This is a genomic window from Robiginitalea insularis, assembly GCF_052497835.1.
This window is the reverse complement of record NZ_CP199296.1, coordinates 2,764,654-2,789,846: the sequence shown is the minus strand read 5'-3', so window position 1 is coordinate 2,789,846 and position 25,193 is coordinate 2,764,654. Positions and strand designations below refer to the sequence as shown.

Genomic DNA, 25,193 nt, shown 5'->3' with positions numbered 1-25,193 from the left:
GAGAGCCATACTTTTTCCTGTATTTTGGTTTTCAATGGGTTAGGTTATTTTAAGTTCACTAATTAAAGTTGATTTAAGGAATATCAAATCTACATCATAATCAGCGACATTCCCGTTTCTAAAAGGTTAATTCGCCCACAGTCCAAAAAATTCGATGAGTGTGCATTTCTTATGTGTTAAAATAACGCCCGTTTCAGGCTTATTATTTATGCGCTGGGATCTTACAAAGGCTTTAAATTGCGAATTAAAAAGATACAAAAAATGTAGGAAATTAATGGTCTTTTAAACCTGTTCTTAATAATTTGGTAAGGAATGTATTCTACCCCTTGTAAAACCCATTCATCAATTAATTGGGAATATAAACTAGTAAAGAAGGAAGGTTTTTACTTAAATACTCATCTTTGTGGGAAATTTAAAGAATAATCTAATTTCTAAGGAAACAGACTTTTCCCAAATCAATGAGTGAAATCAAAACAATCTGTTGTATAGGTGCCGGTTATGTGGGAGGACCAACAATGGCCGTAATTGCCCAAAAGTGTCCACACATAAAGGTTTTAGTAGTAGATATCAATCCACAGCGCATTAAGGCCTGGAATGAGGACGATCTGGACAAACTCCCTATTTATGAACCCGGCCTTAAAGAAGTAGTAGCAGAAGCCCGTGGCCGGAATTTATTCTTTTCCACCAATATTGAGGCAGGCATCCAAGCGGCTGAAATGATTTTTATCTCCGTAAATACGCCAACCAAAACGTATGGAAAAGGCAAGGGACAGGCAGCCGATTTGAAGTATGTAGAATTATGTGCCCGGACGATAGGCGATGTTGCGACTAGCGATAAGATTGTGGTGGAAAAATCTACACTTCCGGTACGCACAGCCCAGGCCATAAAAAATATCCTAGAAAATACAGGCAAAGGAGTACAGTTTGATATCCTATCCAATCCTGAATTTCTGGCCGAAGGAACTGCTATTTCGGACCTGATGGACCCGGACAGGGTTTTAATCGGAGGAGCAGATACCCCCTCCGGAAAAAAAGCAAAGAATGCGCTTTCGGCAATCTATGCGAATTGGGTGCCTGAAGAACGGATTTTACAAACCAATCTCTGGTCTTCCGAACTATCCAAACTGGTTGCCAACGCCTTTTTGGCCCAGCGTATTTCTTCTATTAATTCTATTTCCGCTTTATGTGAAAAAACGGATGCCAATATTGATGAAGTGGCCAATGCCATCGGTTTTGACAGTAGGATTGGTCCCAAATTCCTGCGGGCTTCTGTAGGGTTTGGCGGTTCCTGTTTTCAGAAAGACATTCTGAATCTCGTTTATATTGCCAAGAGTTTCGGATTGCAGGAGGTGGCCGATTACTGGGAGCAGGTGATCGTCCTGAATGACTATCAGAAAAGGCGCTTTGCCGATAAAATCATTTCAACACTCTACAATACGGTTTCCGGTAAAAAAATTGCCATTTATGGATGGGCTTTTAAAAAAGACACCAATGATACCCGCGAATCGGCTGCCATTTATGTGGCTGATGCTCTACTGGATGAACGGGCCGAACTCACTGTCTATGACCCACAGGTAAGCCAGAATAGGATATATGAAGACCTGGACGCACTGGGAACCCGTAGCCCGGAAGAAAACAGACGTTTACTTACTGTTGTACACTCCCCTTTGGACGCAATCGAGAAAGCGCATGCAGTAGCCGTTCTAACTGAATGGGACGAATTCAGATCCCTGAACTGGAAAGAAATCTATACCCGCATGTTAAAACCTTCCTTTGTATTTGACGGGAGACGCATCCTGGATACAAAGGAACTAACAGAAATAGGATTCAAGAATTATACAATTGGTGAATAAATGAAGATATTAGTTACCGGAGCGGCCGGATTTATCGGCTATCACCTGAGCAAAAAACTAATTGAGCAAGGCCATGAGGTGATAGGCCTGGACAACATAAATGATTACTATACTCCACAGCTGAAGTTTGACCGCTTAAAAGAACTTGGAATAGAACAGGAGGCTGCGACTGCTTTTAATACGCTTGCGCCCAGTGACCGCTTCGGGGCTCAATTCCAGTTTATACGAATGAACCTGGAAGACCGCACGGAACTTCCAAAGTTGTTTTCCGAACATTCCTTTGATGTGGTTTGCAACCTGGCTGCACAGGCCGGGGTCCGTTACAGTCTGGAGAATCCGGAATCCTATATTGACAGTAATATCGTTGGATTTTTAAACCTTTTAGAGTGTTGCCGGCATTACGGTTGTAAGCATCTCATTTACGCCAGTAGTTCCAGTGTCTACGGGTTGAATAAAAAAATCCCCTTTGAAACCACCGATAATGTAGACCATCCTATCAGCCTGTACGCAGCAACCAAAAAAAGTAATGAGCTGATGGCCTATACCTACAGCCATTTGTATGGCTTACCTACAACAGGACTACGGTTTTTTACGGTTTACGGCCCCTGGGGACGCCCGGACATGGCAATGTTTCTGTTTACGGATGCCATCTTAAAAGGAGAACCTATCAAGGTTTTCAATAAAGGCGTAATGGAGCGTGACTTTACCTACATTGATGATATCATTGGAGGGGTGGAGCGAATTGTAAATAAGCCCGTTGAACAACGCAGGGAAGCTGATGAAAGTCTTTATAAACTATACAATATTGGTAATAACCAATCCGTAAAATTAACCGACTTTATAGCGACCATTGAAGCGGAACTGGGCTTAGAAGCCGAAAAACAGCTATTACCTATGCAACCCGGGGATGTGGCCCGAACCTGGGCCAAAGTGGATGGGCTGATTTCGGATTACGGGTACGAACCCAATACACCGGTTTCAGAAGGTGTAAGAGAATTTGTCTTGTGGTTTAGAGATTATTATAAAGTGTGATAGCGAGAAAATTTTCCTTTCAACGAGGATAGGGGTTAGTTGAAATAAAAAACCTACAAATTCCTTTGTTTTTGACCATCTTTGCCGAAAAGAAATAATCTGCCATGAATATTGGACCCCTGGGTCTTTCCCCAGACCATACTATTTTAGTTACCGGAGGAGCCGGGTTTATTGGCTCTAACCTTTTTGAATACCTGTTGCAAAACGGAAACTACGTTAAAGCCCTGGATAATTTTGCGACCGGAAAACGAAGCAATATTGAGCCTTTTTTGGATCATGAGAATTTCGAATTCATTGAAGGAGATATTCGCGATTTGCAAAGCTGTCTGAAAGCCTGTGAAGGGGCAGACTACGTCCTGCACCAGGCAGCCCTGGGTTCTGTTCCTCGATCCCTGAATGACCCCATCACTTCCAACGAGGTTAATGTAAACGGGTTTCTTAATATGCTGGTGGCAGCCCGGGATCAGAAAGTAAAACGATTTGTCTATGCGGCCAGCTCCTCCACCTATGGGGACTCCAAGGCACTACCCAAAGTAGAAGATCAGATCGGGAAACCCCTCTCCCCTTATGCCATTACCAAATACGTGAACGAATTATACGCAGATATTTTTCACAAAGCCTATGGACTGGACAGCATTGGCCTGCGTTATTTCAATGTGTTTGGACGCAGGCAGGACCCAAACGGGGCCTATGCGGCTGTAATCCCAAAATTCGTGATGCAGCTTATGAAACATGAATCCCCCACTATCAATGGGGATGGCTCCTACTCCAGGGATTTCACCTATATTGACAATGTGGTCCAGATGAATATCCTGGCCCTTGTTTCAGAAAATGAGGATGCCGTCAATCAGATCTATAACGTTGCTTACGGAGAGCGTACAAACCTCCTGGAATTGACGGAATTATTAAAAGAATATTTATCTGAATACGATCCTGAAATTGCCAAAGTAAGTATTAAACATGGCCCTGAACGCCCAGGGGATGTCCCCCACTCCCTGGCATCTATAGAAAAGGCAGAGAAATTATTGGGGTACACCCCTCAGTACGATATAAAAAAGGGCCTTAAAGCCGCTGTTTCCTGGTATTGGAAAAACCTTTAAAAATACATATTAGTGAAAAGCATTAAAACACTTAATAATTCCCGAATCGCGGTTATTGGCCTTGGATATGTAGGCCTGCCCCTAGCGCGTCTCTTCGCAACCAAATACCCGGTTGTAGGTTTTGATATCAATGCGAAACGAGTTGCTGAACTGCAACAAGGACATGATGCTACCCTTGAAGTGGATGATGATATCCTGAAATCCGTTACCGTTGAGAGTATTCCTCAAACTCCTGGGCTCTTTTGTACTAATCAGCTGGATGCTATTGCAGATTCCAACATCTATATCATTACCGTGCCTACTCCGGTAGATAAAAACAACCGGCCGGACCTGACTCCCCTGTACAAATCCAGCGAAACGGTAGGGAAGGTCCTAAAAACGGGGGACATCGTTATTTATGAGTCCACGGTCTATCCGGGAGTCACTGAAGAGGAGTGTGTGCCTGTACTGGAACGCATCAGTGGCCTGAAATTTAATGAGGACTTTTATGCCGGCTATTCTCCGGAACGCATCAACCCCGGAGATAAGGAACATACGGTAGAAAAAATCCTGAAGGTGACCTCGGGATCCACCCCTGCAATCGGGAAAATCGTAGATGCCCTCTATGCCTCGGTGATTACGGCGGGCACCCACCTGGCCCCGACTATCAAGGTGGCTGAGGCCGCCAAGGTAATTGAAAATTCCCAGAGGGATATCAATATCGCCTTTGTAAACGAACTGGCCAAGATTTTTAACCTGATGGGCATAGATACGCATTCCGTTCTGGAAGCGGCCGGCACCAAATGGAATTTCCTGCCCTTTAAACCAGGCCTGGTTGGCGGCCACTGTATCGGGGTCGACCCTTACTATTTAGCCCAGCGAGCCCAGGAATTTGGATACCACCCTGAAATAATCCTGGCAGGGCGAAGGCTAAATGACAGTATGGGGCAATATGTGGCTTCCCAGGTAATCAAGCTGATGGTGCAAAAAGATATCCGCATCAAAGATGCCAAAGTGCTGGTTTTAGGCATCACCTTTAAGGAAAATTGCCCGGACGTCCGAAATACAAGGGCCGTGGATGTGATCCGTAGCCTGCAGGAATTTGGAACAGACGTTACGGTTTATGATCCCTGGGCAAATCCGGAGGAAGTTGCACATGAGTATAAATTGAGTACTGTCAAAAATTGTCCGGAAGAGAAATACGATGCCATTGTTTTGACAGTTGCGCATAAAGAATTTCAAAACTTGAAGCTTTCATCATTTCTGAACGGAAATGCTGTAATTTATGATGTTAAAGGTGCTCTTCAATCTGCGGAAGTATATAGACTTTGAGTAAATCATAGTTGTCAAATATTTTCTGAAATAACCCAAAAGATAAGATCATTTGAGTTCAAATAATACAAGAATTGCCAGAAATTCTCTTATGATGTATTTCCGGATGTTATTCTCGATGTTCGTAGGGTTATTTACATCCCGTATTGTCTTAAATGTATTGGGGGTAGAGGACTATGGTATCTATAACGTGGTCGGTGGCATCGTTGCGCTATTTGCCTTTTTAAATGCATCAATGTCCACTGCAACTCAAAGATATCTATCCTATGAAATGGGAAAGAAAAATAGGAATAAGCTAAGGGAAACTTTTAATGTTGCCTTGATCATTCATGTCGGAATTGGATTATTAATAGTTCTTTTTGGGGAAATTGGTGGTTTATATCTATTAAACGAGGAACTTAATATTCCTGTTGAACGTATGCAGGCAGCAATATGGGTTTTTCATATTTCAATTATCACAACTTTTTTAGGTATTATAAGAGTTCCTTTTAGTGCGAGTATTATTGCAAATGAAAAAATGGACATCTATGCCTATATGAGTATTGTGGAAGTGAGTCTTAAACTATTGTTAGTATATATATTGACAGTAATAGCATTCGATAAGTTAATACTTTTTGCTTTGCTTGGACTTGGCCTAACTATTATTATCAACACCTCTTATATTTTATATTGCAGAATAAATTTCAGGGAAACGGCTCCCCTATTTATAACTGATAAAAATCTCTTCCGAGAACTACTAAGTTTTTCAGGGTGGAGTTTGTTTGGGAATTTAGCAGCAGTCTCGGCAAATCAAGGAGTTAATATATTAATAAACATGTTTTATGGACCAGCCATAAATGCTGCTAGGGGAATCGCCTATCAAGTGAATGGAGCCATTCGGATATTCGTGTCTAATTTTCAAGTTGCAGTAAATCCGCAAATAATAAAAACATATGCTGCGAACGAGCTAACTCAGATGCACAAATTAGTTTTAGTTAGTTCGAGAATTTCTTTTTTTTTATTGTTCATTATAGCCCTTCCAATATTATTAGAGACTGAATACATTCTTTATTTATGGCTTGACTTGGTTCCAGAATATACTGTGTTATTCACTTCTCTTATAATAATAAATGCGTTAGTTGATTCCTTATCTGGTCCACTTATGATATCGGCCCAGGCCACTGGCAAAATAAAAGTTTATCAAATTATTGTTGGCGGGGTTTTATTACTAAACCTTCCCATTTCCTATTTATTTTTAAATGCCGGTTTTTCACCGGAGGTTACCTTTATTATAAATATTGCCTTAACAGTCTTAGCCTTGTACTTAAGGCTAAGATTAATGGTTGATTTAATAAAGCTAAAAGTTTCAAAGTTTATGAAGAGTGTTATATTACCAATTATAATAACTACCCCTCTTGCTTACATAATTCCAGTAGGTATTAAATCTTTTCTTGATCCTGGATTCTTAAGGTTTTTACTGGTTTCAATGAGTTCCGTATTATCAGTTTTTATTTTGGTCTTCTTTTTTGGATTGACGGAAAATGAAAGATCTTTCTTAAGAAACAAGATCAATCAATATTTTAAAAAAAATATCTAATCATTTCAATTTCATGAAATACATATCTCTACTTAAGAAGTATATTAAAACCTTGGTCTTCATTAACTTCAGAAAAGATATAATACCCCTTTTTTGGCATGATTGTGATGGAGTTCAAAATTTTGGAGATCAGTTAAACCCCTATTTAATTGAAAAGGTGTTAAATAGAAAGGTTAAGCATGTAAAAGAAATACCTATTTATTCAAATAGAAAAATCTTGGTTGCAATAGGATCGGTGATTTCGAGAGTAAATAAAAATTGTATAGTATGGGGTTCTGGTATAATTCAAAAAAATGCTAAAATTGATACTGCTAAATTTTTAGCTGTAAGAGGGCCCAGAACTCAGAAGCGGTTATTAGAAATTGGCGTCAATCCTCCAAAGTCGATAGGAGATCCTGCAATATTATTACCTGTTTATTATAAACCAACCATTTCAAAAAATTACGATGTAGGCATAATCCCACATTATGTCGATCATCCTTATTTCAAAAAGGTAGAATTGCCAGATAACTTCCTTTTTATTGATATAACCGATAATATAGAAGTCGTGATTGATAATATTTTATCATGTAGGAAAATCGTTTCCAGTTCATTACACGGAATAATTGTTGGACACGCCTATCAGATACCTAGCTCATGGGTTACATTTTCAAATAAAATATATGGGGATAATGTAAAATTTTTCGATTACTACGAATCTGTAAACATCGAAGATGCAAATCCCACTGATTTAAGCAGAGGTAATATTTCGGAAAATTTAAAATTGACCAGTCTAGTTTTTACATGCCCACAATATGATACTTTAATAAAAATGCAAGATGAACTGCGAAAAGTAATTCTGGAATATTATTATAATGAATGACATTCTCAAATACCATTTGACCATTATTATTCCTGTTTATAATGCTGAAAAAACACTTGAAAGATGTATTGAAAGCATAATTTGTCAATCCAAAAAAAATACAGAAGTCATTCTTATTAATGATGGCTCATCTGATAGTTCCGCCTTCTTATGCGATAAATATGCAAACAACTATTCATTCATAAGTGTTTATCATCAAGAAAATAAGGGCCCTTCAGTCGCTAGGAACTTGGGGATTCAAAAAGCTAAAGGAAAATATATTGGATTTGTTGATAGTGACGATTCAATTGCCCCCAATTATATAAACATCTTACAAGAGGCAATTGTAAAATATAAAACTGAAATAATTTCTTTCAATTATTCCAAAGTCACCACTAATAAAATTCAAAAGAGAAATAACGGGCTTATTCCGGATAATTATTATGAGGGAGATGACATTATTGATCTTTTCAAAAGAACTAGCTTCACACCTTTTCTACAGTTCGTTAGTCCCAGAATAATAAAACGAGACTTAATTTCTATAAATCAAATTAAATTTGATTCTGAAATTAGATTCGGAGAAGACACCTTGTTCAATATGCGATGTTATTTTTTTGCCAATTCTTTATATAATATATCCGATTCTTTGTATTTCTATTATGACAATGAGGGTTCTGCTTCTTCAAGTCAGGACTGGAATAGTCTTGTATCCAATATGCGCAATCATTTTAATTATAGATATAATTTCTATCTAACTAATCCTCCATTAAATAAAGACCCGTTTCTTAAAGATTTAGGCAGGTATTATATTGAACACATATTATTTCTAATGCTTTCGAATAATCCTGGGAGGACTCAGAAAAGCCTGAAAGAATCCATTAGGGCACTAAGGAAAATGGAACTTTTCCACAAATCGTTTGAATATTATAAACCATCTGGTAAGGTCACCCTGAAAATGCAAATCTTGATCAGCCTATTTAAGAACAAAAGCTTTTGGCTCATGTCTTCTTTGTACAGATTAGGACTCCCCAAGATTTAACAAATACTAAAATGATAGTAAAGTATATTCCTTTAGAGATTAAGGCTAAACTGATTCTGCTGGCTTATAGATTTGGAATCAAAAAATTTAAATATTCCTATGGTTCTTTAACTACGAAGAATATTTACATTTTCCTTGCCGCAGACTATGGAAACCTGGGGGATGCCGCAATCACCTATGCGCAACATAAATTCCTAAAGCAACACTTCCCGGATTACAGTATACATGAAATTCCAATAAGTTGCACCCTGGAAGGAATAGCAGCGGTAAAAAAAACCATAACTCCCGGAGATATAGTCACCACGGTTGGCGGGGGAAACATGGGAGATCTGTACCCGATGATCGAAACCTTCCGCCAGCTTGTGATACAATATTTCCCTGACAATCTGATCGTATCCTTTCCTCAAACAGTTGACTTTAAGGAAAATAAGAGCGGAGAATATGCCTTAAAAAAAGCAATAAAACTATACTCGAATCATCCCAGGCTGGTATTACTGGCCCGAGAAGCAAAAACATATCAATTCTTTAGGGAACACTTTAAGAAAAATCATTCGTTCTTAGTGCCTGATATTGTAATGACCCTTAAACCTTCAATGGAGTCAGGCCAAAGGGCAGGTGTATTGATTTGTTTGCGAAACGACAAAGAGAAAAAATTAAATCCTGATCAGGAAAAATCACTTTTAGACCTGGTTGAAAAAGAATTTGTAAGGCATACCTTCAGAGACACTCATATTGGCGGATCCGGGCTACCGCTTATCAAAAGAACAAAAGAATTATTTGCTATTTGGAAGGACTTTAAAAACAGTCAATTGATTATTACAGACCGATTGCATGGAATGATCTTCGCCTTCATAACCAATACCCCGGCCCTGGTCTTTTTAAACAACAATCATAAGATTCAATCTTCATATGAATGGATTAAGAATTCAGGCAATATTCATTTAATGAAAGAATTTGATGAAACAAAAATTCTGAAGACTTTGAAAAGCCTTTCTGAGAATAAACAGCCTTCTGATGGTGAAGCTGTCAATTTGGACCCGAAATTTTCTGAGGCGCTGAAATTCATAAAAAGAACTGCATGAAGCCTTTTTTGTCTATAGTCATTCCGGTATATAATGTTGAAGATTACGTTGAAAAATGTATCCGGAGTTGCTATGACCAGGAATTACCAATATCCGATTTCGAGGTTATAGTTGTTAATGATGGCACAAATGATTCCAGCCTGGAAATCTGTGAATATTTACAGAATGAATTTCCTACTTTAAAAATAATTAGTCAGGAGAATAAAGGCTTAAGCGGAGCAAGAAATACCGGACTGCAACATGCCACAGGGGAATATGTTTGGTTTGTAGATTCTGATGATTGGATAAAATCCAATTGCCTTAACCCATTGATCACTTTATTAAAGTCCACAAGCCCTGATTTACTATGGATGGGCCATTGCGTGGTAAAAGACGGAAAAGTCATAAAATATTACATTCCTCAATATCTTAAAACCCCTGTAAAGGGAAATGAATTTTATGCAAATCACCTCGAAGGTTTGTATTACATCTGGAAATTTATTTACAGCAGAAAATTCTTATTGGAAAATAATCTTAAGTTTTATGAAGGCCTGATATATGAAGACCTTGAATTTACCCCAAGGGCCCTGAATGTTGCTGAAAGTTGTATTACACTTCCGGAAAGTTTTTATTATTATTTGATCCGGGAAGGAAGCATTGTCAACAAGATGCAACAAAGAAATATAAATGCTCGTTTCCTTATAATAGAGAATCATTTAAAACTATATAGTGCTGCCTCTAATTCCGAGATCTTTAAAAGGGCTATCCTGCAGACATGTTTAGAGTCTTTTATTGGGACCGTAAAAATGGCTGCAAGATCAGGGATTCCCCTGCCCAAATTCACAGCGACCTTATGGCATTCTCTAAAAGCCGAAGAAAGAAATTCGAACATTAATTATTCCTATAATAAACTAATGAAGATAAATTTATCGTTATATCATAAGGTTTATCACATACTCTTTCGAACGTATAAAGCTTTTTTTAGGTAGTCTCCATGGGAAAATTTTTAGATAAAAAAAAGATAGATGAGTCAATCATTTTAAGCGAATTATTCCGCTTGTTTATGAAACTGCAATATTTGTTCGTATCTGATAAAAAGTATATTGCAAATACTTTTAGAAAGAGATTTAAAAAAGAACTCAACTGGCGCAATCCTAGTACTTATCAGGAAAAACTTCAATGGTTAAAAATGTACCACAGAAACGATCTTCAAACCAAATGTGCAGACAAGGTTGCTGTTCGTGATTTCGTTAAAAAGGTAATTGGTGAAGAATATCTTATCCCTCAACCCTTGGTCCTAGAAAACGGTAAGGACTTAGTTCCGGAAATTCTTCCTGACCGCCCCTTTATTGTCAAATGCAACCACAATAGTGCTGCCTATACAATAGTGAAGAATAAGTTTAAGATCAATTGGGGAAAAGAGCGCAAGAAATTCAATAATCTACTAAAACAGAATTATTACTATCAATCCAGGGAATGGCAATATAAAAATATCCCCCCCAGAATAATCATTGAAGAACTGCTTGTGGATGAAGAGGGCAATATACCGCTAGATTATAAATTCTACTGTTTTAATGGAAAACCCAAAATAATTCATGTAAGCGTTAAAAAAAATCAAGATCACTATGTTCTTTTCTTCGATCTAAATTGGAATAAGTTACCATTAAAATATGCTGATTATTCCAATGAAGGTCCTTTTTCTCTTCAAAAACCAGTAAAGCTAACAGAAATGATTAATTTATCCGAAAAGCTGAGCGCCCACAACCCATTTGTACGTATCGATTTTTATCAACCCAACAAAAAAATATTTTTCGGGGAAATTACTTATCATCCCAGTAGTGGATTACTTCATTATGAGCCTGAAGAATTTAACCAAATTATGGGGGATTGGATAGATCTATCTAATATTAAAAAATAGATGATGATTAGAATATTACATATTGTTGGCGGTATGCAACGTGCCGGAGCTGAAACTCTATTGATGAATATATATAGAAATCTAGACCGTGATAAATTTCAATTTGATTTTCTCTACTTCACTGATATGAAATGTGATTATGATGAAGAAATTCTAAGTCTTGGAGGAAGAATTTTTAGAATCCCACCTGGATCTACAAATCGATTAGTTAGAATTTGGAAACGGTATAAGCGCTACAATATACTCCTAAAAAAACTTCCTGAACATCAAATTATCCATTCACATATAAATTTAAATGGAGCCATTTTCTTGTTAGTAGCCTCTTGGCATAAAAAGAAATTACGTATATCCCACTCCCATATTTCTAAAGGAAAAAAATCACTTCTCCCAAGACTTTACAGATATATTACAAGAATAATAATCAAAAAATACGCATCTGTTTACATGGCTTGTGGAGAAGCTGCCGGGGCTTACCTTTATCCAAGCATTGACCCAAATGATATTGTTGTTTTTCCTAACTCTATTGATATTAAAGCTTTTCAGGATAAATCAAATAATTCTGAAAAGTTAAGAAGGGAGTTAAAAATCAACGAGAACACAAAGATTATTACTCAAATAGGAAGATTTACATTTCAAAAGAATTTTGAATTCACTATTAGTTTTGCCGAGTATCTAATCAAGCATGGAAATGATCTGCATTTTGTCCTGCTTGGTAAAGGACCATTAGAAGAAAAACTTAAAAATATGGTTGATCAAAAGGGATTGAATAAGAATTTTACCTTTTACGGTATTAGTTCGGAAATACCACAAATTTTACATAGCTCCGACCTATTTTTTATGCCTTCAAATCTTGAAGGTTTTCCGGTAGTCCTTGTCGAAGCCCAGGCTTGTGGCTTACCTTGTCTCATTTCAACGAATATTTCCAGGGAAGTCGACATGGGCCTGAATTTGATTTCATTTATGGATTTGAATGATGAATTTAGTCAGTGGGAAACAGCTCTCAAGAGTTCCATAAGTTCAAGGAGACAGGATTGGTCTGAAATCAATAGCAAAATGCGTGAACGGAATTTTGATGCTGCACAAAGTGTAAAACTGCTTCAAGGAATCTATTCCCAAATTGAAAAGATTTGACGCGGTATGACTAAGATGAATACTCCTTTAGTCTCTGTAGGGATCCCATTCTTTAATGCTGAAAAGTATCTCGGCTATGCTATTCTGTCTGTTTTACAACAAGAATACGAAAACTGGGAATTGATTTTATTGGATGACGGTAGCACAGACAACTCTTTAAATATTGCCAGAAAATTTGACAAAATTGATGCGCGGATTCTGGTAATATCTGATGGTGAAAATCTAGGATTACCTAAGAGATTGAATCAGTTAAATGATCTGGCAAAAGGCAAATTCTACTTTAGAATGGACGCAGATGATATTATGTTCCCCAATAGAATTTCACGTCAGGTGAAATATTTAGAAGAGAATGAAAAAGTTGACCTTGTCGGTTCGGGTTTGATATCAATAAACAATCATAATCAAATTCTTGGTAAACGCAAGGGAGACACAAAGGAAAGTTATTGTTTAAAAGACATATTAAACGGTGGTTGGAGCGTTCACCCTACAATAGCCGGGAAAACTGAATGGTTTAAAAAAAACTTGTATGACGAGGAATTAAAAAGATCTCAGGATTATGACTTGTGGTTAAGAACAGTTGAAAAAAGTAATTTTTCAAAGATTGAAGAACCCCTTTTATTTTACAGGGAAGCGAGTACCCCGTCTTTAAAAAAGTATATCGTTGCTTCTAAAAACTCACTTAAAATTTATAATAAAAATATACAAATAATTGGTCTTAAAAACTACATTAAATTATCTGTATTCCAGATCGTCAAACTCCTTGTATACTTTTTATTTGATATAGTGGGACAAACCAATCAATTAATCCAAAGAAGATCAAATATAATGGATGAGCAGGCAATTTCCATTTATCATGAAAAATTAAAACATTCCATAAATTGGGAGATACCCACATCTTTACCCAAATAATATGAAGTATTTATTTCCTGAATACAACTTACAGGATTATTACTTGATACTCAAAGTATTAGTGGGTACTTTTATAGTTTTAGGCATGTTAGTCCTGAGACTCCTTGAATTCAAAATTCAAGCCTATAAAAGAAATGACAAAACTCTTTTAATAGTTTTTACAGGTCTAATAATTTTTTGGGCAGGAACCAGGGGGCATAAAATAGGAACTGATACAAGTAATTACCATGATTTTTACTTTTTACAAAGTTTATATCTTCCAGATTACAGTGAATTTTTTGTCTACTTTAATTCAGATCTCATATTTGAGGTATTAATGTTTTTCACTTTTATTTTTAAAGACTTTACGGTTTTTACTTTTGTGGTAGCCTGTGTTTTCAACATCGTATTATTTACATTTGTCCGAAAATTTACTGACTACGGTAATAAAGGTAGTAGTCTGTTCCTTTTCCTTACTTTCGCTAGCTTTTTCTCTTTTACATCTTTAGAATTAAATATAATCCGAAATGCTGTAGCAATATCTTTTTTCTTAATCGGACTACATTATCTCTTAAATGATTACAAAAAAAAGACACTGGTGTTCTTTATTTTAGCACTTTTATCTCATCTTACAAGCCTGATCCCTATTGTAGCCATCCTCATTGCCCTTTATTTCCAAAATACACCAATTAAGTACTTTTTAGCTCTATATTTTGCTATGATTTTGGCATCATTTTTTGGATTCGGTTTGCATACAATCTCATTTTTACAAAATTTAGATGGTGAATATGCAAACAGACTGGTTTTTCAGGGGGAAACAACCTATAGAATTGGTTTTAGGCCAGATTTCGTATTATACAATTCATTTTTCCTTTTTGGTCTTATGATTATTTCAAAAATGAAATCTAGAACTGAGAAAATGATTTTTAGATACTATATTTTAACTTCAATTATCTTTTTCCTCAATTTCTATATTCCATTTTCAGACCGAATTGGTGTATACAGCTGGATATGTCTTCCAATATTAATATATACTGTTTTAATAAATAACTTTCCACGCAGTTATCTTCATCTGTCATCATTAGCGTTGATATTTATATTTGTAATGAATTATTTAATTCTTTTTCCTTAAAATCAGTCTAAATTTAAGAAATTGAGAAATTTAAAGATAGTCTTCTTTACTGGTGGGGGTCAGCTTCCGAATATTGTTTACAACCATATTAACGAAAAATTCCAAATATTGGGTATCGTTTTTGACAGTCCGGGCTCTAAAACCAAATTATTAAAAAGAAGAATAAATCGGCTGGGGATATTTAAAGTAGTTTCTCAACTAGTTTTTATGAAATTGGCAGTACCTTACCTTAAATGGGAAAGTAGATCAAGGAGAAAACAACTTTTAAAGCCCTACAAATTAATTTCCTTTGAAAAACTAAATAATGCGTATATCCCACCAAGTATTAATGATATTAGTGTTTGTGAATATGTGAACAGCTTAAACCCCGATGTTGTTGTAGTATGTGGAACACGATTGATCAGTAAGCGTATTATTACCAATATTAATTGTCCGATGATTAATATGCATGTAGGCATTACGCCAAAATACAGAGGGGTTCATGGTGGCTATTGGGCCCTTGTTAAAGACGATTTAGAAAATTGCGGTGTAACAGTACACCTAGTGGATCCCGGTATCGATACGGGTGGAGTTATTAGTCAGCGAACAATATCTCCTACTAAAAAAGACAACTTTGTAACTTATCCTATACTTCAGGCCATAAAAGGTGTAAAATGTATTGAAGATGCTCTAAAACAGATAACCAATGGTGGGTTATCCGTAATAGATAAGAATTTGACGAGTAAATTATATTACCACCCTACTATATGGACATATTTGTACTATCGTCTCTTTAAAGGAATTAAATAATTCTATGAAAAACGGTTCATTTGTTATTTCCTTAGATTTCGAATTGCATTGGGGGGTTTTCGATATAAAATCAGTTAAAGATTACAAGTCAAATCTAACTCATACCCGGTCTGCTATAAACGAAATATTGAGACTGAGTAAAAAGTACGATGTCGACATCACATTTGCAACGGTTGGATTACTATTTGGTGAATCTAACGCCCACATATCAAAATATTTACCCGAATCCAGGCCTAATTACACGAACAAAAATTTAAACGCATACCCCTTAATTAAGAATACAGGTATAAGTGAAGAAGAAGATCCCTTTCATTTTGCTCCTTCAATTTTGAAAAACCTTGTAAATAATACAAACCACGAAATAGGAACTCATACATTTACCCATTACTATTGCCTGGAAAATGGCCAGACAAAGGAAGACTTTGAGGCCGATCTACAATCAGCTATGTCAATTGCATTAGAGTCTTTCGGACTATCCTTGAAAAGTATTGTTTTTCCTAGAAATCAGGTAAATCCGGAATATCTTTCTGTTTGTCGAAACAATGGAATTGTTGCCTACAGGGGTACTGAAAAGTATTCAATTTATCAACAACAAAGCACATTGCCCGTATTTTTATCGAGAATACTCCGGTTAGCTGATAGTTATATAAATATTTATGGTCATCATACTTATCCATATAAAGACCTGTCTGATTTTGAAAATAAAATGGTTAATGTGCCTTCATCCAGATTCTTAAGGCCTTATTCCAATTTGTTAAAATATTTAGAGCCCCTCAAATTAAAAAGAATAAAGAGTGGAATGAAATATGCTGCCAAAAATGGACATCTTTATCATTTGTGGTGGCACCCGCATAACTTTGGCTCTAACCTTAATGAGAATCTAAAAAATCTGGAGGAAATATTTAAGTACTACTCTTTTTTACAAAAAAAATATGCCTTTACTAATGAGACCATGATTTCACTTGCGCATAAGATTACCAATCAGGCAGAGACATTTCTGCATAGGAACAATAAATAGCCCTGCTCATTCCTTTATTACTAAAAATTAGATCTTAAAAAATCATTCAAGCAAATGTGTGGAATTAATGGTATAATAAAAAGTTCTGAAATAGAACGAGATGTGAGGAAGGACATTGAAACAATGAATAATAGCATTGTTCACAGAGGACCAGATGATGAGGGAATATATCATGCCAGGCTTCCCAAATTTGAAATTGGAATGGGTATGAGAAGACTCTCAATTATCGACCTTAATTCTGGTCACCAACCAATCTTATCGGAAGATGAAAATCAGATCATTGTTTTTAATGGAGAAATCTACAATTATAGAGAAATAAGAAATGATTTAACTTCCAAAGGCGTTTATTTTAAAACCCAAAGTGACACAGAAGTTATCCTTCAATTATACCTAAATGAAGGTATAAAGGGATTCTCAAGGCTGGATGGAATGTACGCCTTCAGTATTTATGATAAAACTCTGAACAAAGTATTAATTGGTCGTGATTTCTTTGGTGAGAAACCCCTTTATTTTACTGATACAAATGAAGGATTTTACTGGGCTTCGGAGCTAAAGTCAATATTAAAAGTCTATCCCGGTAATTTTCCAATTAGCAAAAAAGGATTAAATCTATTTTTTAGACTTACTTATATTCCAGCTCCATACAGCATTTATGACGGAGTTTATAAATTACGACCAAACAATCTGTTGGTTTATGACCTAGAAAAACAAATATTTAATTTCGAAGAAATAACATCTTATTCTATTCCAGATAAGAAGCCCATTCCATTCAAAGAGGCTAAATTGCAGGTAAGACAACTCGTTCAGGGTAGTGTGGAAAGCAGATCCGTTTCGGACGTCCCTGTTGGCACATTTCTCTCAGGAGGAGTAGATTCCTCCGTGGTTTCCCTGTGTCTGTCTAGAATGAATGAACAAAAAATCAATACCTTTTCTATTGGGTTTGAAAAAAAGGGATACGATGAAACGGATAAATCCAGATTAGTAGCCCGTCTTATAGGTAGTCAGCACCATGAATTCATCTTAAAAGAAAAAGATCTTGAGAATAATGTGCACGAAATCATAGCTAATTTCGATGAACCTTTTGCTGATTCTTCAGCACTTCCCAGTTATTTAGTAGCTCATCAAACAAGTAAATTTGTTAAAGTAGCCCTTACGGGTGATGGAGGTGACGAAGTTTTTGGGGGTTATAACAAATACTATATGGGTAAGATTAATCAGGCGTATTGTCGGTGGGTCCCCAATATAGCACATAAGACTCTTTTGAATACTTTTAGCCCTCTTCTTCATTCCAAAACGGATAAGCGAGGAAAAAGATTTAAACTTAATAGACTTTTACATGCCGTTGATTATACAGACCAATATTATTGGGACATTATTTCACTGGGATTTACAGCGGGTACTCTTGAGCCCTATCTAAAAAGCAATTTTATTGATATTGATGTATTTGATTCTTTCAGAAAGCAAACAGGAATCCAAGCCCCCAAAAACCTGACTGAATACCGGGAAATCGATCGAAATATAAGTCTTGAAGGAGACATGCTGGTAAAAGTGGATCGTACCAGCATGCTTTCTTCACTCGAATGCCGTGCACCATTCTTAAACCGAAAACTATGGGAGTATACAGCTTCCCTCCCAGAAAATTATCTTTTAAACGGATGGAATAAAAAGTATATTCTAAAGGAAGCATTTAAACAGGATTTTCCAAAAGGATTTCTTGATAAATCCAAGGCTGGTTTTGGTATCCCGATAGGAGATTGGTTAAGATCATCCCTAAAGAGTGAATTGAAAATGTATGCTTCCAAGGAATCTCTTAAATCTCAAGGAATATTTAATATTGAATCAACATATACATTGGTCCATGCGCATCTTAATGGCAAAGACCACACTTTTAAGGTGTGGTCTTTTTATTGTTTTCAAAAATGGTATTTTAGTTCCTTTTTAAGGACTTAGATCTAAATTATTGGTGCCAATCATTTGATATTAATTCTAATTGGAACTAAAAGCTTTATTTCTAGAAACATACGCGTTATAAGGTTATTCAGATACTTAACACCATTTTAATTAGGCGGAACATTATTAGAGATCTCAATGTTCTGAGAATAATTTACAATAAACCCAGCATTGATAATATTATTGGTTATGGAGATATTGTTGGAGCTTTCAATAAAATTATCCTTTTTTGATACATTAATAAATTCACAATCCTCAAAAATTAGTGGATCTGAAAGTTCTGCACTAATTTTTCTCAAGTTAATAGCTCTATAGGAAACATTTATTTTTTCTTCTCTAACACTAACATTACTTAAGTTTGCTCCTCGAGTGAAATATCCTACGGCATATTCAACGTCACTAGAAATCTCATTATTATTGAAAGTTGCACCATCCAAACTACCAATTCCAATATTATTTTTATTATTAATAAATACGTTAGAGGACACAAAATAATCCTTTCCGGCTACTAGCAAGGCATTGCCATAACCCTTAATTGTGTTACCAGAAATTTCATAATCATAATTTAATTCGCCATCCCAAGGATTAACTAAGGATTGTAAAGATATTGCGTAATTAAAAGGGGTGCCATCTTCTTGCATCCTGGCTTCAAAGGTGTTATTCCTTATTATTATTGAATGTGCGGCTATATTTCCTATTCTACTGTCAAATTTATTATTTTCAATTATTATATTGGAGCAAGTATACAATACTACATCTCCTTGCCTATTATTCGAAAAATTATTATTCCTTAGGATGACATTCTCTATCCTATTATATTCCTTTAACTCGCCTGAAGATTCTCTAACCCTATAGGCTTCAAAGCTAACCCCATACTTAGGAAAAGTTCCTGCAGAGGAGTATTCAACTCCTTCTGGGTTCTTTCCTAAAGCTGTATTTTTAATCACACTATTTTCGATAATTATTCCATCACCATCCAGGATACTCATACCATTTCTCCTAGCTTGATTTATTACGGCTCCTCTAAGTGTAACATCAGACGAGAGGTTTTCAGGACTACCATGAATTCCTTCAGCATTTCGAATAGCACTCCCGAAGACACCAAATCCATCCCCTGTTGCATCGGACAATGTAATATCCTCAATAAGGATATTTTTGCCTCCTGCAATTGTAAGCAGGTGACCCCACTCGTGACTGTTTCTGGTATTGCCATTTGGGTCGGTAAAAGGCGAATAATCATGTTCCCATCGATCTCCATAAAGATTACCTCCCTTAATGGTAATATTCGACCCCTCAAATACAGTTAATAAGGTGTAAGCCGGAAAGCCACTGGGTTGAACCCTTAAGTTTGTTTCATTGCTCATCATGAGCGTAAAATTAGAAGGGATCGAAATCGATTCTTCTGCCATGATCCTCGTGCTGGCCCAAGGTGTATTAACATTAAAATAAGCGTCCAAGGTACCAATTTGGAAAATTGAACCACCCAAGCCTTGCACCTGCTTAAATACTTTATTCAGATTATCCCGGTTGACCAATGAATTCTCGTCAGATGTAGGTCCTTGAGTGATATCCCATCTTTCAGGATAAAATTGAAAAGTTGTCTCAACAAGCTCAGCCGTTCCTTCAACATCAAGGGTATGGTTTAACAACCTTCCATCGATAGTACCTCCGTTAAAACGAAGAGTACCGTTTATAATTTCCCCTCCGGAGTAAAGCAGGCGTACATTCATAGGTAAGACCACAGTGGCTCCTTCTAAATCAATTTGACAATCGATTTCCAGTGTACCATCCACCTGCAATACGTCTAAACCAAAAGTACAGGGCGTACTATTCACTTCAAGAGTAAAGCTTCCTTCGGGTAAGTCCGCCGGAGGATCTGGGTTATCAGGAGTTTCAGCGTTGGAATCTTCAGACGAATCCATTGGATTATCTGATTGTGATGGGTTTTCATTGGCATAGTCCTGAACTGTCTCAAAGAGTTCTTCATCAGGAGAGCAGGATATTGAAAACAATAAAATAAGAGATGCTAATAATGTCACTTTTTTCATGGTATAGTGAGATTTAAGATTTGGGATCTAAATAGGCTTTACTAATAACGCAGTTTTATTAATTAATCCGATAAAATCATTTAATTTTTCGATGAACAACACCATTGGTTACGTCTTAGACACATTCTTTGGATTTTAATTAGGTTTATTTTAACAAAAAAATCGATGAAATGCACTTTTAAGGCCAAGGATCCAAAATTAATAACCCTTTTATAAACACTTGTAAAATGAGTTCTAATGATAACGTATCGAGAAAAATGGACCCTAAAAGAAAACTCCTGTTGTTCTGGAATTAATTTCTTTGTTTTGTACTAAGAGAAATCAGAGTGTTTTTCTGGTTTTTTCACCTGTGCAAATCCTATGAAGAAACTTATACGCATCACAACAGTACCCATTTCACTACTTGGCTTATTAAAAGGTCAGTGTAAGTACATGAGTCAATATTTTGAAGTGATAGGGATTTCTTCAGGCGGAGAAAAGCTTCAACTTGTTAGTGAAGAAGAAGGTATCAGGGTGATTCCTGTTGAAATGACACGAAAAATAACACCTTGGCAGGACCTTATAGCGCTGTGGAAGCTATACCGAATATTTAAGGTCGAAAAACCCTTTATTGTACATACTCATACGCCAAAAGCTGGAACGTTAGGCATGGTCGCAGCTCGTCTTGCCAAAGTTCCTTACCGTTTACATACCATAGCCGGATTGCCCTTGGTGGAAGTTAAAGGGCCGAAAAGAAGTCTGCTCAACCTGGTAGAACGCATTACTTATAGTTGCGCCACTAAAGTTTACCCTAATTCCAAAGGCTTAAAAAATATTGCCCTTAAAAATGGCTTTGCCCCGGAAAGCAAGCTTAAAGTGATAGGTAACGGAAGCTCTAACGGAATAGACACAGAATATTTTAGCCAGAATCAGGTTTCTGAACAACAGAAGAAAGATCTGCGGCAATCACTTGAAATTTCAGAAAATGACTTTGTATTTGTCTTCGTCGGAAGGCTGGTAACAGACAAAGGGGTAAATGAATTAGTTACAACCTTTGAAAAACTCAGTACACTTAATCAACAAGTAAAGCTTCTTCTAGTCGGGCCTTTTGAAAAAGACTTGGACCCTTTACTCCCAAAAACAATGAATACTATTGTTCATTCTGATAAAATTCTTTTCGTAGGCTGGCAAAACGATGTTCGCCCCTACTTTGCAATTAGTGACTGTTTGGTTTTTCCCAGCTATAGAGAAGGGTTTCCAAATGTTGTAATGCAGGCCGGTGCCATGGGGCTCTTTAGTATTGTAACTGATATTAACGGATGCAACGAAATAATTGAAGATGGTATCAATGGAAAGATAGTGCCTCCAAAAAATTCGGAAGCCCTAAAATCAGCCATGGAATTATGTCTGGAATCCGGTGATGATTTAAAAAAGCAAAAAAGAATATACAGGAAAATGATCAGGGAGCGTTACGAGCGGACTTTTATTTGGAAGGAGATTTTAAATGAATACAGGAGCTTAGAATCGTAATATGTACAAGGCATTCGGTAAACGAATTTTTGACTTCAGCATGGCTCTGATTGGTTTTATACTTCTATTTCCCCTATTCATAATTCTCGCCATAGGATTATGGATAACTCTGAAGGGGAATCCTTTTTTTACACAATCGCGACCTGGAAAAAATGAAGAAACCTTTTTTATCATAAAATTTAGAACCATGTCCAATGAAAGGGATGAAAAAGGAGAATTACTACCCGACAATCAAAGACTTACAAAAATAGGTGCATTTATTAGAAGATTCTCCTTGGATGAACTGCCACAGCTTCTTAATGTAATCAAGGGCGATATGAGCCTGATCGGTCCGCGACCACTAATAGTCAAGTATTTACCATATTATAAAGAATCCGAACGTATCAGGCATTCGGTAAGGCCTGGCATCACGGGGTTGGCGCAAGTATCGGGAAGAAACAATTTGAATTGGGATCAAAAATTACAGTACGATATAAACTACGTAAAGAATTTATCATTTTTACTCGATGCCAAAATTTTATTCCTAACAATTAAAAAGGTATTTAAAACGGATGATGTAGTAATAGCGCCTATCGGCACTCTAATTGATCTGGACGAGTACAGGAAGAATAAATCAAAAAAATAGACCTTTATACATTTTGAATTACAAAAGCTCATAAGCCTTTATTCTTATTAAACCATCCAGTGATTTTACTAAAAGTTTCCCATCATATTCCATAAACAGCTCTCCAGGTTTAAGTTTAATCGCTTCTTTAAGAAGTTCAGGGTTAGTGATTTGATCTGCCTCAAATACTTTATATTTTTTACTATAAATTGAAAGAAATACTCCTTGTGATTTAAGGCCAAAACTTTGAATCTTTTTAATTATGGTAGCTGTATTATGTGTCTCCCAATTTACAGTTCGTTTATTATTTGTACGATTAAAATAACTTCCTTTACCTGTTTGCGCCCTACCCCTGTATTGAAAACCAGATTCCTCCAAAAGTTGCCACCCCTTTTTAAAAACTGGTCCTTCTAACTTCATACTCAAATAATAGAGTAATCCAAGGTCCAGATCAGGAGTTATCCTATGCTCTTCTTGATATAATATTTTTCCTGTGTCAATCCCGTTATCCAAAAAATGGATAGTAGCGCCGTAATGCGAATGAGAATTATATATTAAACCATTTAGAGGTGTTTTCCCTTTTAAAAAAGGCAAGTAGGTTGGGTGTATATTTAAAAGTATCTGCTCCTTTTTAAAGCGCTCAACAGGAAATAATATGGGACAACCATTTGATATTAAAATATCAAAATCCATTGTCAATAGCTCTTCTAGAATCTTTTTCCCATCCGATTCTTTGAATGTCCTAAAGGATTTATCCTCAGCTCTTAATAGGTGGTGCAAATGGCTGCCTTCAAGGGCGTAAATTTTTGAAATGTTAAGTCCTATTTCAATGGCAGATTTATATACATGGGTCCTACAGCCTAATAATATTATTCTTCCTGGCGAAGTTCCAATGTCCATTAGTTTTAATTTTACCTGAATAAAATATCAAATATTCTAAGAAGATTTTAGATTAAATCTTTTTTGTTTATTAACTCGGTATAATTCTTTATTTATCGACTAGGGTACTATTTTCTAAATAGTAAAATTCAATACCCCATATTATTTATTAAATGATTAATCAAAAATACCAAATAATAAATCCGGAAATTTGGGGATCATTTAAGTTATTCTCGTAAAATACTTTTTGCCCATATTTCTGGCTCTTTAGCTATTAAAATAGTATTATCTGCTGTAGAATAGTAATCTTATTCTAAAATTATCATTGCTTATGAATTCAGAAAATATCATGAATAAGGAAATAGGGTCTTATTTTCATTGGATAGATTCAACCATTGCCAAGTCACTCTTTAAAAAGCACCCTATCAACTTCAGAGAAAACACTCATGTCTTTTATTCAGGAAGGCATGCATTAAAATACCTTATAAACCATATAGAACAAGGCAGGTCAATTTCCAAAATATGGATGCCAGAGTACTATTGTCAGCATGTGACAAACTGGATGAAAAAAAATTACAGTAACATCCATTTATATTCGGCCCATCCATTTGAATATACAGATGAGCTAAGAATACCCGAAGATGTAAGTGAAAATGATATACTAATTATTAATAATTATTGGGGTCTGAGCACCACGCGTCTTTCAAAATATCCAGCTAAGCGTCCCATAATAATAGAAGATCATTCACATGGCTGGTTAAGCAGGCAATGTTTGCATAGTGAGGCAGATTACTGTTTTGTATCCTTAAGAAAGTCACTCCCTATTCCCCTGGGCGGAATTTGTTGGGCTCCAAATAAAGAGTTGCCTAGCTACCCCCTACCAGAAAATCAAGAAGTATATTCAGTATGGGATAAGATGGTTGTCGCCATGAAGAATAAAACAGAATACTTGTATGGTCAGAGTGAAGACCTAAAAGATCTTTATTTAAATCAAATAGCAGAAGTAGAGGATGGCCTTGATTTAAGCCATAAGGTTACTAAAATGAGAACTGAGGATAAAAAATTCATACATAAATGGTTGCAGTTGGATGTATTAGAAATAAAGAAAAGAAATCTCGATTTATTATATAGAAAAATTACAGACACACCTAACTATAAAATTATCAAACGGTTTGCTTACACCAGTTTTGGATTTATGTTACTTTTTTCAGATGGCATGGCATATGAGTCTTTCCGAAAACATCTGATTGATAATCAAATCTACCCTTCTAATTTATGGCCAAATAATAATGGCTGGAAGTATTTTTTGAACGTGCATGTTGATTTCAGGTATGGAATTGAAGACATGGAATTTATTGCAGGGTGCATTGAGGATTGGAATAGAACATATAACTGACCATTTAATGAATATAAATTTGATTACATTTTAAGCCTGTCAGGTTAGCCTCTACATTCTATTTAAGAATAAAGTTCTTTTGATATAGAATTAAACACCAATATTTTTATAAAAATCT

General features: G+C 36.0%; 21 protein-coding genes. 19 read left to right on the top strand and 2 right to left on the bottom strand.

Annotated features, from left to right (window positions below; genetic code table 11):
• The first annotated feature begins 458 nt into the window (after positions 1 to 458).
• The 16 genes from ACT6NV_RS12665 (at position 459) to asnB (ending at position 18,639) form a co-directional block, all read left to right on the top strand.
• Entirely contained in the window at positions 459 to 1,853 is a 1,395-nt protein-coding gene (locus tag ACT6NV_RS12665) for a nucleotide sugar dehydrogenase (protein ID WP_445384811.1), read from the top strand.
• Positions 1,854 to 2,885, top strand: a complete 1,032-nt coding sequence (locus ACT6NV_RS12660) for an NAD-dependent epimerase (RefSeq protein ID WP_445384810.1) — start codon at positions 1,854 to 1,856, stop codon at positions 2,883 to 2,885.
• 104 nt (positions 2,886 to 2,989) lie between these two features.
• Complete coding sequence (locus tag ACT6NV_RS12655; protein WP_445384809.1) at positions 2,990 to 3,985, top strand: SDR family oxidoreductase; 996 nt, start codon at positions 2,990 to 2,992, stop codon at positions 3,983 to 3,985.
• A 12-nt stretch (positions 3,986 to 3,997) separates the two neighbouring features.
• Complete coding sequence (locus ACT6NV_RS12650) at positions 3,998 to 5,296, top strand: nucleotide sugar dehydrogenase (protein ID WP_445384808.1); 1,299 nt, start codon at positions 3,998 to 4,000, stop codon at positions 5,294 to 5,296.
• Positions 5,297 to 5,348: 52 nt separating this feature from the next.
• Positions 5,349 to 6,872, top strand: coding sequence for an MATE family efflux transporter (locus ACT6NV_RS12645; RefSeq protein ID WP_445384807.1), 1,524 nt, complete (start codon positions 5,349 to 5,351; stop codon positions 6,870 to 6,872).
• Positions 6,873 to 6,885: 13 nt separating this feature from the next.
• Entirely contained in the window at positions 6,886 to 7,734 is an 849-nt protein-coding gene (locus ACT6NV_RS12640; RefSeq protein ID WP_445384806.1) for a polysaccharide pyruvyl transferase family protein, read from the top strand.
• Positions 7,727 to 8,752: a glycosyltransferase family 2 protein gene (locus ACT6NV_RS12635; RefSeq protein ID WP_445384805.1), complete on the top strand. Its 1,026-nt coding sequence runs from the start codon at positions 7,727 to 7,729 to the stop codon at positions 8,750 to 8,752. Before ACT6NV_RS12640 ends, ACT6NV_RS12635 begins: the two co-directional genes overlap by 8 nt.
• An 11-nt stretch (positions 8,753 to 8,763) precedes the next feature.
• Complete coding sequence (locus ACT6NV_RS12630) at positions 8,764 to 9,834, top strand: polysaccharide pyruvyl transferase family protein (RefSeq protein ID WP_445384804.1); 1,071 nt, start codon at positions 8,764 to 8,766, stop codon at positions 9,832 to 9,834.
• Positions 9,831 to 10,802: a glycosyltransferase gene (locus tag ACT6NV_RS12625; protein WP_445384803.1), complete on the top strand. Its 972-nt coding sequence runs from the start codon at positions 9,831 to 9,833 to the stop codon at positions 10,800 to 10,802. Before ACT6NV_RS12630 ends, ACT6NV_RS12625 begins: the two co-directional genes overlap by 4 nt.
• Positions 10,803 to 10,807: 5 nt before the next feature.
• Entirely contained in the window at positions 10,808 to 11,731 is a 924-nt protein-coding gene (locus ACT6NV_RS12620) for an ATP-grasp fold amidoligase family protein (RefSeq protein ID WP_445384802.1), read from the top strand.
• On the top strand, positions 11,732 to 12,862 hold the full coding sequence (locus ACT6NV_RS12615) for a glycosyltransferase (protein ID WP_445384801.1): 1,131 nt from the start codon (positions 11,732 to 11,734) through the stop codon (positions 12,860 to 12,862).
• A 6-nt stretch (positions 12,863 to 12,868) separates the two neighbouring features.
• The gene (locus ACT6NV_RS12610) at positions 12,869 to 13,771 is read left to right on the top strand and encodes a glycosyltransferase family 2 protein (RefSeq protein ID WP_445384800.1); all 903 of its coding nucleotides are present in this window, start codon (positions 12,869 to 12,871) and stop codon (positions 13,769 to 13,771) included.
• A gap of 1 nt (position 13,772) precedes the next feature.
• The gene (locus tag ACT6NV_RS12605) at positions 13,773 to 14,882 is read left to right on the top strand and encodes an EpsG family protein (RefSeq protein WP_445384799.1); all 1,110 of its coding nucleotides are present in this window, start codon (positions 13,773 to 13,775) and stop codon (positions 14,880 to 14,882) included.
• Positions 14,883 to 14,903: 21 nt separating this feature from the next.
• A complete protein-coding gene (locus ACT6NV_RS12600) occupies positions 14,904 to 15,671 on the top strand; it encodes a formyl transferase (protein ID WP_445384798.1) in 768 nt (255 codons plus the stop codon).
• Positions 15,672 to 15,675: 4 nt separating this feature from the next.
• Positions 15,676 to 16,689: a polysaccharide deacetylase family protein gene (locus tag ACT6NV_RS12595; RefSeq protein ID WP_445384797.1), complete on the top strand. Its 1,014-nt coding sequence runs from the start codon at positions 15,676 to 15,678 to the stop codon at positions 16,687 to 16,689.
• A gap of 54 nt (positions 16,690 to 16,743) precedes the next feature.
• Positions 16,744 to 18,639, top strand: coding sequence for an asparagine synthase (glutamine-hydrolyzing) (asnB, locus tag ACT6NV_RS12590; protein ID WP_445384796.1), 1,896 nt, complete (start codon positions 16,744 to 16,746; stop codon positions 18,637 to 18,639).
• A gap of 107 nt (positions 18,640 to 18,746) precedes the next feature.
• Here asnB and ACT6NV_RS12585 read toward each other — a convergent pair whose 3' ends face one another.
• Positions 18,747 to 20,687 carry a hypothetical protein gene (locus tag ACT6NV_RS12585; RefSeq protein WP_445384795.1) on the bottom strand — a complete coding sequence of 647 codons (1,941 nt, stop codon included), beginning with the start codon at positions 20,685 to 20,687 and terminating at the stop codon, positions 18,747 to 18,749.
• 360 nt (positions 20,688 to 21,047) lie between these two features.
• Here ACT6NV_RS12585 and ACT6NV_RS12580 point away from each other — a divergent pair, with 360 nt between their 5' ends.
• Entirely contained in the window at positions 21,048 to 22,196 is a 1,149-nt protein-coding gene (locus tag ACT6NV_RS12580; RefSeq protein ID WP_445384794.1) for a glycosyltransferase family 4 protein, read from the top strand.
• Position 22,197: 1 nt separating this feature from the next.
• Positions 22,198 to 22,821: a sugar transferase gene (locus ACT6NV_RS12575; protein ID WP_445384793.1), complete on the top strand. Its 624-nt coding sequence runs from the start codon at positions 22,198 to 22,200 to the stop codon at positions 22,819 to 22,821.
• 18 nt (positions 22,822 to 22,839) lie between these two features.
• Here ACT6NV_RS12575 and ACT6NV_RS12570 read toward each other — a convergent pair whose 3' ends face one another.
• Positions 22,840 to 23,700: a formyltransferase family protein gene (locus ACT6NV_RS12570; protein ID WP_445384792.1), complete on the bottom strand. Its 861-nt coding sequence runs from the start codon at positions 23,698 to 23,700 to the stop codon at positions 22,840 to 22,842.
• 310 nt (positions 23,701 to 24,010) lie between these two features.
• Between ACT6NV_RS12570 and ACT6NV_RS12565 the strand changes: the two genes are divergently transcribed.
• Positions 24,011 to 25,075, top strand: coding sequence for a hypothetical protein (locus ACT6NV_RS12565; protein ID WP_445384791.1), 1,065 nt, complete (start codon positions 24,011 to 24,013; stop codon positions 25,073 to 25,075).
• Positions 25,076 to 25,193 lie beyond the last annotated feature (118 nt).

Excerpts from the sequence above, each read along its gene's own strand:
- ACT6NV_RS12665 (WP_445384811.1), top strand. The coding sequence starts at position 459 with ATGAGTGAAATCAAAACAATCTGTTGTATAGGTGCCGGTTATGTGGGA.
- ACT6NV_RS12660 (WP_445384810.1), top strand. The coding sequence starts at position 1,854 with ATGAAGATATTAGTTACCGGAGCGGCCGGATTTATCGGCTATCACCTG.
- ACT6NV_RS12655 (WP_445384809.1), top strand. The coding sequence starts at position 2,990 with ATGAATATTGGACCCCTGGGTCTTTCCCCAGACCATACTATTTTAGTT.
- ACT6NV_RS12640 (WP_445384806.1), top strand. The coding sequence starts at position 6,886 with ATGAAATACATATCTCTACTTAAGAAGTATATTAAAACCTTGGTCTTC.
- ACT6NV_RS12635 (WP_445384805.1), top strand. The coding sequence starts at position 7,727 with ATGAATGACATTCTCAAATACCATTTGACCATTATTATTCCTGTTTAT.
- ACT6NV_RS12630 (WP_445384804.1), top strand. The coding sequence starts at position 8,764 with ATGATAGTAAAGTATATTCCTTTAGAGATTAAGGCTAAACTGATTCTG.
- ACT6NV_RS12625 (WP_445384803.1), top strand. The coding sequence starts at position 9,831 with ATGAAGCCTTTTTTGTCTATAGTCATTCCGGTATATAATGTTGAAGAT.
- ACT6NV_RS12620 (WP_445384802.1), top strand. The coding sequence starts at position 10,808 with ATGGGAAAATTTTTAGATAAAAAAAAGATAGATGAGTCAATCATTTTA.
- ACT6NV_RS12615 (WP_445384801.1), top strand. The coding sequence starts at position 11,732 with ATGATGATTAGAATATTACATATTGTTGGCGGTATGCAACGTGCCGGA.
- ACT6NV_RS12610 (WP_445384800.1), top strand. The coding sequence starts at position 12,869 with ATGACTAAGATGAATACTCCTTTAGTCTCTGTAGGGATCCCATTCTTT.
- ACT6NV_RS12605 (WP_445384799.1), top strand. The coding sequence starts at position 13,773 with ATGAAGTATTTATTTCCTGAATACAACTTACAGGATTATTACTTGATA.
- ACT6NV_RS12595 (WP_445384797.1), top strand. The coding sequence starts at position 15,676 with ATGAAAAACGGTTCATTTGTTATTTCCTTAGATTTCGAATTGCATTGG.
- asnB (WP_445384796.1), top strand. The coding sequence starts at position 16,744 with ATGTGTGGAATTAATGGTATAATAAAAAGTTCTGAAATAGAACGAGAT.
- ACT6NV_RS12585 (WP_445384795.1), bottom strand. The coding sequence starts at position 20,687 with ATGAAAAAAGTGACATTATTAGCATCTCTTATTTTATTGTTTTCAATA.
- ACT6NV_RS12580 (WP_445384794.1), top strand. The coding sequence starts at position 21,048 with ATGAAGAAACTTATACGCATCACAACAGTACCCATTTCACTACTTGGC.
- ACT6NV_RS12575 (WP_445384793.1), top strand. The coding sequence starts at position 22,198 with ATGTACAAGGCATTCGGTAAACGAATTTTTGACTTCAGCATGGCTCTG.
- ACT6NV_RS12570 (WP_445384792.1), bottom strand. The coding sequence starts at position 23,700 with ATGGACATTGGAACTTCGCCAGGAAGAATAATATTATTAGGCTGTAGG.
- ACT6NV_RS12565 (WP_445384791.1), top strand. The coding sequence starts at position 24,011 with ATGAATTCAGAAAATATCATGAATAAGGAAATAGGGTCTTATTTTCAT.